We start from the raw sequence: 8,137 nt of genomic DNA on the forward strand, positions 1-8,137 counted from the left end.
GAGAGGATTGATTTTTGATGTTAAAAAGTTTATTAAATTATGTTATATACTTGTTTGTAAAAAATGTTATTTATTTTTAAATTGGGTTAGAAGTTGATGATGAGATATATTTATTTATGTTGGTGCTAATAAGGATTTAAATGAGAATTTAGAGAAAATATGAGAAAGTTGATCTGCTGGTATAAAATTAATGACCTGGATTTAAATTATTAATCTTTATAATATTTTTATACGGATATGTAGCGAATTATTTGTTTAATCGGTAAGGTTGTATTATAATTAAAAGTATCTAGTGGGGTGGTAATGATGAGTTATATCGAATTAGATACAGTGGATTCAACTAATGAGTACGTAAAAAAAAATATTGACCGGTTAAATAATTTAAGTGTTGTACGTTGTAATTATCAAACCAGTGGTAAAGGGAGAAATGGTCATGTTTGGCAAAGCAAGCCGGGCGAAGATCTATTAATGAGTATTTTGGTTAAGGATTTTAAAAACCCTCAGGATTTACATAAAATGACACAAATAGCTGCTTGTAGCGTAGTAGGTTTATTAGAACGTTATGGAATCAAAGCAAAAATAAAATGGCCAAATGATGTTTATGTTGATGATTTGAAAATTTGCGGGATTTTAGTTGAGGCTGTTTTTGAATCAAATTTAAAGGGAATTATAGTAGGAATTGGCTTGAATGTTAATTCTATTAGTGGTAGTTTTGCATCGATGAAAATGAAAACAGGTCAAGAGTATCATGTGAAGTCTTTAATGATTGCAATGTTAACGTATTTTAATATTTATTATAATCTTTATCAACAAGGATGTTATAATAAAATTCTTGATTATGTCAATGATATTGCTTATTTAAAGGATAAAAAAGTTAACTTTGAAGATTATGGTTTAGTGACATTTACATCATTAAATGAAGATGGTACTGTTGATTTTATCGATAGTAATAATATAAAACATAATAAGCTGATTAATGAGATTTCATTACACAGTAAATAAAAGAAGCTAAACGAATAAAAAGGTTTATTCGTTATAGCTTCTTTTTTAATCAAATGTAACATAAGGATTATCTAGTGGTGGAACGACTTCAAGATGATCTACTGGTAATACTGGCACATCCATTTGATATTCAGTATCATATTCAACTTGTATTTTTCCTTCAACGCTAACCCATTCTTCAGGAATCAGTTTTTTAGCTAAAGGACTAATACAAATTAAACCTATTAAAGATGTATCTTGCTCACAACATACCATTGCTTGTCGTCCTAAGACAAATCCATTATCTAATACTCGGTCTAAACCAATAAATTTACCTTTGATTTTAATTGTCTTACCTTCATATTTTCGAGGATGATCCATAACATCCATACAAAAAATACCAAAATCATGATCAAGAATTTCAATTCGATCTCGATTAATATCAAAAGGCATTTCTTCTTCAGTGTTTAAAGTATCGATAGTACCATCAGGTAACTCATAGATGATTTGAGCATTAGAATTAATAGCTTTAATATTATTCCGTAATGATGATTTTTTGACATTACGATTATAACGATTAAAGATTACTAAATCGCTAAATACAACTTGCCCATATACTAAAGAACGCATATTACTTACATACATTGAAAAAGTAGTTGTATCAATAGTTGTTAAGACTTGAACAACATTCCAGTTTTCAGGAACAATTTCCTTTACAAATGCGTTCAAATCCATCATCCCGTTAGCTTCAATTAAAATTTGCGTAGGATGATATTTATTTTCTAATGCCATTAAATCATTAGATGTGTAGTTTTCATGATCAAGAATTTCTAAATTAGTATTTGCTCTTTTTAAGATACTTTCTTGATAAGGAACTTCGCCTTCTTCAAAACTAATTAACAAAGTATCCTCACCATTATAAAAATCAGGATTACTTAAAGTATCATTAATAAATGTAGTTTTACCACTATCTAAAAATCCTGCAAAAATATATACTCGAGTACTCATTAAGCCACTCCCTCAAATAAAGCATCTAATTTAGCTTCATCTAATTTTTCACCAATGACACAAATACGTCCAGTAAAATCAGCATTACCAGTTCTAATTTCGTATTCACCAGGTACTAAATCAAAATACCACCATTTATCTTCATTGCTATCAACATATCCTTTTGCTCTTAAGATATTGCCAAAGCTATTATCGCTACTTAACTCTTTTAAAATAGCTTCTAACTGTTCTTTAGTATATTTTTTAGGTGTTTGTTTACCCCAGCTTGTAAATACTTCATCAGCATGATGGTGATGGTGGTGATGTCCACAGCCACAATCATGATCGTGATGATGTTCATGGTGTTCGCAATCACAGTCATGATCGTGATGATGTTCATGATGTTCGCAGTCACAGTCATGATCGTGATGATGTTCATGGTGTCCGCAGCCACAGTCATGGTCGTGGTGATGTTCATGATGATGACCACATTCTGGACAAACATCTAATTCAGCTAGTAATTCATCTCGTAAATTATCACTATCACTAAATGCATTAACAAGAGTTTCTTTTGTTAGCTGATCCCATGGTGTAGTAATAATATTTGCTTTATCATTATGATCTTTAATGATTTTAATGCATTCATCTAATTGATATTCAGTAACATCTTGAGTTCTGCTTAAGATAATTAGTGAAGCATATTCAATTTGATTGTTGAAAAATTCACCAAAGTTTTTAGTATATAAACGACATTTTTTAGCGTCAATAACAGCAATATAATTATCAAGTTCTAATTCATCGCTGTTAACATCGTCAACTGCTTTGATCACATCAGATAGTTTACCAACTCCTGATGGTTCAATAATGATGCGGTCAGGATGATAAGTTTCTAATACTTCTTTTAATGAAGCTTCAAAATCTCCAACTAAGCTGCAACAAATGCAACCGGAATTGATTTCAGTTACTTCAATACCAGCATTGTTCATAAAAGTTCCATCAATACCAATTTCACCAAATTCATTTTCAATTAAAACTATTTGTTGACCTTGATATACATCATTAATTAATTTTTTTATAAAGGTTGTTTTACCAGCCCCTAAAAAACCAGAAATAATATCTACTTTTGTCATTAAATCATCTCCTATTCGTGACTATTATAGCATTAAGAATTTAATCGTTCAAATGATGTATCTTATCATAAAAGACAAAAGTAATATATAAATGGATGTTTTAAGTTTTGTAAGTAATTTGATGTTGAAAGTGATAAAAAGATAAGAAAAGTTGCTAATAAAATTTGATTATGTTATCCTTTTGTCAAAGAGAGTGATAGTTATGAATGAAAGACATACAAAGATATTAGATTTACTTACGAAATATAAAAAAGTAGAAGTAAGTAAGTTATCGCAATTATTAGGAGTATCCCAGGTTACAATTCGTAAAGATCTAGATCATTTAGAAAATACCGGTATTTTAATTAGAGAACACGGTTATGCTAAGCTAAATGAAAGTGATGATATTAATAATCGTTTAGCTTATCGCTATGATATTAAACAGAAAATAGCAAGCTACGGGGCAACAATGGTTAATGACGGGGAAACAATTATGATTGAATCTGGTTCATGTTGTGCTTTATTAGCCTTAGAGATTGCTAAGACTAAAAAAGATGTGACAATCATCACTAATTCAGCATTTATTGCTGATTATATTAGAAAAAACGGTCATGTTGATATTATTTTGCTTGGTGGTCAATATCAACAAGAATCTCAGGTTATGGTTGGACCAATTACTAAAAGATGTATGGAACCTTTTTTTGTGGATAAATTATTTATTGGAATCGATGGCTTTAATGAAAAAACTGGATTTACTGGTAATGATTTTATGCGAGGGGAAACGGTAAAAGATATGACCAAACAAGCAAATAAAGTTATCGTTGTTAGTGATTCAGGTAAATTTGGTCGGCTTGGTCTAGTTAATTTAGTACCAACTAGTCAAGTTAGTTGTGTGATTACTGATGATAAAATAAATGAAAGTAGTAAATTGTATTTAGAAGAACAAGAAATTGAAGTAATCGCGATATAGTATTTAATATCGTTTGATGAAAATAGTAATTGTAGTTATAATTTAAGTAGTCAAGATGAGTTGTGTTATCACGTAAATCCAATCGTGAGACACAACTCTTTTTTTGTTAAGGAAGGGTGGATAAGATGAAATCAGTAAGTAAAAATGAATTAGTAAAATTATTATCAATTTGTGGCCAAGTGGCTAAACACAAGAGTGAAAAACTGCAAGAACATGAAAAAGATGAAAGTTTAATTTTATCGGCTTTATCAAAAGAAAAGCAGGATCAACTAAAATCTTTATTAGAAAAACTACAAAAACAATGGTTAGAAAATCATAAAAAACATCATCAAAAAATACAGACTAAATAAATGAAGTCTGTATTTTTTAAAAGAAACAATCAATTCCTTGATCGATAAATATTTGTTGATATTCTTTTAAATCTTCAGGATAAAGGGCTTTAATATTTTTTAAAGCATAATTACGATTTAAAAGTTCATATTTTTTTTCACCAAATTGATGAAAAGGTAATAATTGAGCTTTTTTAATTTTTATATTGGCTAAAAAACTAGCAATTTCTTTAGCGTCTTCATTACTGGCATTAAAATTAGGGATTACTGGGATTCTTGGTAATATAGAGATATTATTTTTTAAAGCCCAGATTAAATTGGTCTTGATCAAATCACAAGATACGCCAGTTCCAGCGATATGTTTTTGATTATTTACATGTTTGACATCGAATAATAATAAATCAAATAGTTTAGCTAGTTCTTGAAATGTTGCCGATTCAACATAACCAGTAGTTTCGATTGCAAGATGAAGATTATGTTCTTTTAGTTTTAAAACTAATTGTTTTAAAAAAGTTGGCTGACACATTGCTTCACCACCAGAAATGGTAATACCACCATTAGATTCTTCATAAAAAGCAACATCTTTTAGACATTCATCAACAATTTCATCGATATTTTTATATTCGCCTTCATTTGTCAAAGCACTATTTAAACAGTTATTAACACATTTTAGACATCCGATACATTTTTTATGATCGATAATAATTTTATCATTTACTAAACTAAGAGCCTTTACAGGACAGCTATTTAAGCAATTTAAACAATGAGTGCATTTAGTTCGATCATATAAAATTTGTATTTTATCTAATTGTGATTCCGGGTTAGAACACCATTTACATCTTAATGGACATCCTTTAAAAAAGACAGTCGTTCTAATTCCAGGACCATCGTGGATACTAAATTTTTGAATATTAAAAATGATTCCTTGGTTCATAATATTTGCTCCTTTAAAATTATCTTATCATAGGTTGTTATAAAAGTAAATAAATCAATTTCAAATGAAAGTGATTTTAATTGTTTATGAAACATAATCTTGACTAAACGCTAATTAATGTTATGATGATATTGTAAATAAAACAATTATTAGTTTCAAACGAAACAACGGAGGAGATAATATGAAAAATGTTGAACATTTTGGCGATTTAACACCACGAATGAATAGTTTTAGAGAAGCAGTTTTAGACAAAAAACCATATATTGATGCAACTAGAGCATTGTTAGTAACTGAAGCTTATAAAAAGCATCAAAATCAACCAGCAGTAATGAAACGTGCATTAATGTTAAAAAATATTTTAGAAAAAATGCCTATTTATATTGAAGATGAAACTTTGATCGTTGGAAATCAAGCATCTTCTAATAAAGATGCGCCAATTTTTCCCGAATATACTATGAAATTCGTTATTGATGAACTTGATTTATTTGAAAAACGTGATGGGGATGTTTTCTATATAACAGAAGATACTAAAGAAGCATTAAGATCAATTGCACCATTTTGGGAAAATAATAATTTAAGAGCTAAAGGGGAAGCTTTATTACCAGATGAAGTTAGTGTATTTATGGAAACTGGTTTTTTTGGTATGGAAGGTAAATTAAATTCTGGTGATGCCCATTTAGCAGTAGACTATCAAAATGTTCTTGAAAATGGTTTGGTAAGCTATGAAAACAGGGTTTTAAAATTGAAAGCTGATTTAGATTTATGCAAACCAGAAAACATTGATAAATATCATTTTTATAAAGCGGTTTTAATAGTCATTGAATCAGTTAAAACTTTTGCTGCTCGTTTTAGTGAACTAGCAAAAAAACAAGCCGAAAATGCTAATGGTAAGCGAAAAGATGAATTATTAGAAATTAGCCGTATTTGCAAAAAAGTTCCTTATTTTAAAGCCGAAACTTTTAAAGAAGCCATTCAATCAGTATGGTTTATTCAATTAATATTACAAATTGAATCTAATGGACATTCTTTATCTTATGGTCGTTTTGATCAATATATGTATCCTTATTTGAAACATGATTTAGAAAATGGAATTTTAAGTGAAGACGATGTGGTTGAGTTATTGAATAATTTATGGATCAAAACTTTAACGATCAATAAAGTTCGTAGTCAGTCACATACTTTTTCAAGTGCTGGTAGTCCAATGTATCAAAATGTAACTATTGGTGGTCAAACTCGTGATAAAAAAGATGCAGTTAATAAATTATCATTTTTAGTTTTAAAATCAATTGCTCAAACTAGATTACCACAGCCTAATTTAACAGTAAGATATCATAAAAATATAAATCAGGAATTTTTAGATGAAGCAATCGAAGTTATGAAGTTAGGAACTGGAATGCCGGCATTTAATAATGATGAAGTAATTATTCCTTCATTTATCGAAAAAGGTGTTAAAGAAGAAGATGCCTATGATTATTCAGCGATTGGTTGTGTTGAAACAGCAGTACCAGGTAAATGGGGTTATCGCTGTACTGGTATGAGTTATATGAATTTTCCGAGGATCTTATTAATTGCAATGAATAATGGCGTTGATATGACAAGTGGTAAACGATTTGTCGAAGAATGTGGTTATTTTACAGAAATGGATTCTTACGAAGATTTGATGAATGCCTGGGATAAAGTAGTACGGCAACTAACTAGAATGAGTGTTATTGTTGAAAATGCAATTGATTTAGCTTCAGAACGTGATGTCCCTGATGTTTTATGTTCAACATTAACAAATGATTGTATTGGTCGCGGAAAAACGATTAAAGAAGGTGGGGCTATCTATGACTATATTTCAGGTTTACAAGTAGGAATCGCTAATATGGCTGATAGTTTAGCGGCAATTAAAAAATTAGTCTTTGAAGAAAAGAAGATTACAAAACAGCAATTATGGGATGCTTTATTAGATAACTTTACAAGTGAAGAAAATCAAAAGATTCAAAAAATGTTAATCAATGAAGCTCCTAAATATGGTAATGATGATGATTATGTTGATCAATTAGTTGTTGAAGCTTATGATAGCTATATTGATGAAATGAAAAAATATCCAAATACTCGTTATGGACGCGGACCTATTGGCGGGATTCGTTATGCGGGAACTTCATCAATTTCTGCAAATGTTGGACAAGGATTTTCAACAATGGCGACTCCTGATGGTCGAAAAGCTCAGACACCGCTTGCTGAAGGTTGTTCACCAGCTCATAGTTGTGATAAAAGTGGACCTACAGCAGTATTTAAATCAGTTTCTAAATTACCAACCCATGAAATTACTGGAGGTGTTTTATTAAATCAAAAAGTAACACCACAAATGTTATCGAGTGATGAAAATAAACAAAAACTAGAAATGTTAATTAAAACGTTCTTTAATCGATTAGAAGGTTATCACGTTCAATACAATGTTGTTTCTAGAGAAACATTAATTGATGCACAAAAACATCCTGAAAAGCATAAAGACTTAATTGTTCGAGTTGCTGGTTATTCTGCATTTTTCAATGTATTGTCAAAAGCTACACAAGATGATATTATAGAGAGAACAGAACAAACGTTATAAATGAAAGGAGTTTAAGACGTGGAATTTATAATTGATACAGTAGATTTAAAAGAAATTGAAGAAGCAGTAGAGTATTTACCAATTTCAGGAGTTACTAGTAATCCTTCAATAGTAAAAGCAACTAGTCCTGAAAATTTCTTTGATCATATGCGTAAAATCAGAGAAATGATTGGAATGGAAAACAGTTTGCATATCCAGGTAACTGGTTTGGATTGTGAAACTATGGTTAAAGAA

The 8,137-nt window shown here is 29.8% G+C and carries 8 protein-coding genes; 5 read left to right on the forward strand and 3 right to left on the reverse strand.

Annotation, left to right across the window (positions count from 1 at the left end; translation table 11 throughout):
- Window positions 1–306 precede the first annotated feature (306 nt).
- Window positions 307–1,002 (forward strand): biotin--[acetyl-CoA-carboxylase] ligase, encoded by a 696-nt coding sequence (locus B5F09_RS09670; RefSeq protein ID WP_087298796.1) that lies wholly within the window; start codon window positions 307–309, stop codon window positions 1,000–1,002.
- Window positions 1,003–1,047: 45 nt separating this feature from the next.
- Here B5F09_RS09670 and B5F09_RS09675 read toward each other — a convergent pair whose 3' ends face one another.
- The gene (locus tag B5F09_RS09675; protein WP_087373865.1) at window positions 1,048–1,989 is read right to left on the reverse strand and encodes a GTP-binding protein; all 942 of its coding nucleotides are present in this window, start codon (window positions 1,987–1,989) and stop codon (window positions 1,048–1,050) included.
- Window positions 1,989–3,098, reverse strand: coding sequence for a GTP-binding protein (locus B5F09_RS09680; protein WP_087373867.1), 1,110 nt, complete (start codon window positions 3,096–3,098; stop codon window positions 1,989–1,991). The genes B5F09_RS09675 and B5F09_RS09680 overlap by 1 nt, the downstream gene beginning before the upstream one ends.
- A 202-nt stretch (window positions 3,099–3,300) precedes the next feature.
- Here B5F09_RS09680 and B5F09_RS09685 point away from each other — a divergent pair, with 202 nt between their 5' ends.
- Both B5F09_RS09685 and B5F09_RS09690 read left to right on the forward strand, forming a co-directional pair.
- Window positions 3,301–4,047 (forward strand): DeoR/GlpR family DNA-binding transcription regulator, encoded by a 747-nt coding sequence (locus B5F09_RS09685; protein WP_087373869.1) that lies wholly within the window; start codon window positions 3,301–3,303, stop codon window positions 4,045–4,047.
- 125 nt (window positions 4,048–4,172) lie between these two features.
- Window positions 4,173–4,397 carry a hypothetical protein gene (locus B5F09_RS09690; RefSeq protein ID WP_087373871.1) on the forward strand — a complete coding sequence of 75 codons (225 nt, stop codon included), beginning with the start codon at window positions 4,173–4,175 and terminating at the stop codon, window positions 4,395–4,397.
- 16 nt (window positions 4,398–4,413) lie between these two features.
- On the opposite strand, the gene B5F09_RS09695 is transcribed toward B5F09_RS09690, so the two are convergent.
- Window positions 4,414–5,310 (reverse strand): glycyl-radical enzyme activating protein, encoded by an 897-nt coding sequence (locus B5F09_RS09695; protein WP_087373873.1) that lies wholly within the window; start codon window positions 5,308–5,310, stop codon window positions 4,414–4,416.
- Between the two features lie 181 nt (window positions 5,311–5,491).
- On the opposite strand from B5F09_RS09695, the gene B5F09_RS09700 reads away from it, so the two are divergent.
- Both B5F09_RS09700 and B5F09_RS09705 read left to right on the forward strand, forming a co-directional pair.
- Entirely contained in the window at window positions 5,492–7,903 is a 2,412-nt protein-coding gene (locus B5F09_RS09700; protein WP_087373875.1) for a glycyl radical protein, read from the forward strand.
- 18 nt (window positions 7,904–7,921) lie between these two features.
- Window positions 7,922–8,137: transaldolase family protein (locus B5F09_RS09705; RefSeq protein ID WP_272482087.1), on the forward strand; the 216-nt coding region annotated here is incomplete at its 3' end.

Origin of the sequence: Erysipelatoclostridium sp. An173, from assembly GCF_002160495.1 — a bacterium.
GTDB lineage: Bacteria > Bacillota_I > Bacilli_A > Erysipelotrichales > Coprobacillaceae > Thomasclavelia > Thomasclavelia merdavium.

Bases quoted from the DNA above. Each gene is read 5' to 3' on its own strand.
- B5F09_RS09685 (WP_087373869.1), top strand. From the start codon at position 3,301: ATGAATGAAAGACATACAAAGATATTAGATTTACTTACGAAATATAAA.
- B5F09_RS09695 (WP_087373873.1), bottom strand. From the start codon at position 5,310: ATGAACCAAGGAATCATTTTTAATATTCAAAAATTTAGTATCCACGAT.
- B5F09_RS09680 (WP_087373867.1), bottom strand. From the start codon at position 3,098: ATGACAAAAGTAGATATTATTTCTGGTTTTTTAGGGGCTGGTAAAACA.
- B5F09_RS09675 (WP_087373865.1), bottom strand. From the start codon at position 1,989: ATGAGTACTCGAGTATATATTTTTGCAGGATTTTTAGATAGTGGTAAA.
- B5F09_RS09700 (WP_087373875.1), top strand. From the start codon at position 5,492: ATGAAAAATGTTGAACATTTTGGCGATTTAACACCACGAATGAATAGT.
- B5F09_RS09670 (WP_087298796.1), top strand. From the start codon at position 307: ATGAGTTATATCGAATTAGATACAGTGGATTCAACTAATGAGTACGTA.
- B5F09_RS09690 (WP_087373871.1), top strand. From the start codon at position 4,173: ATGAAATCAGTAAGTAAAAATGAATTAGTAAAATTATTATCAATTTGT.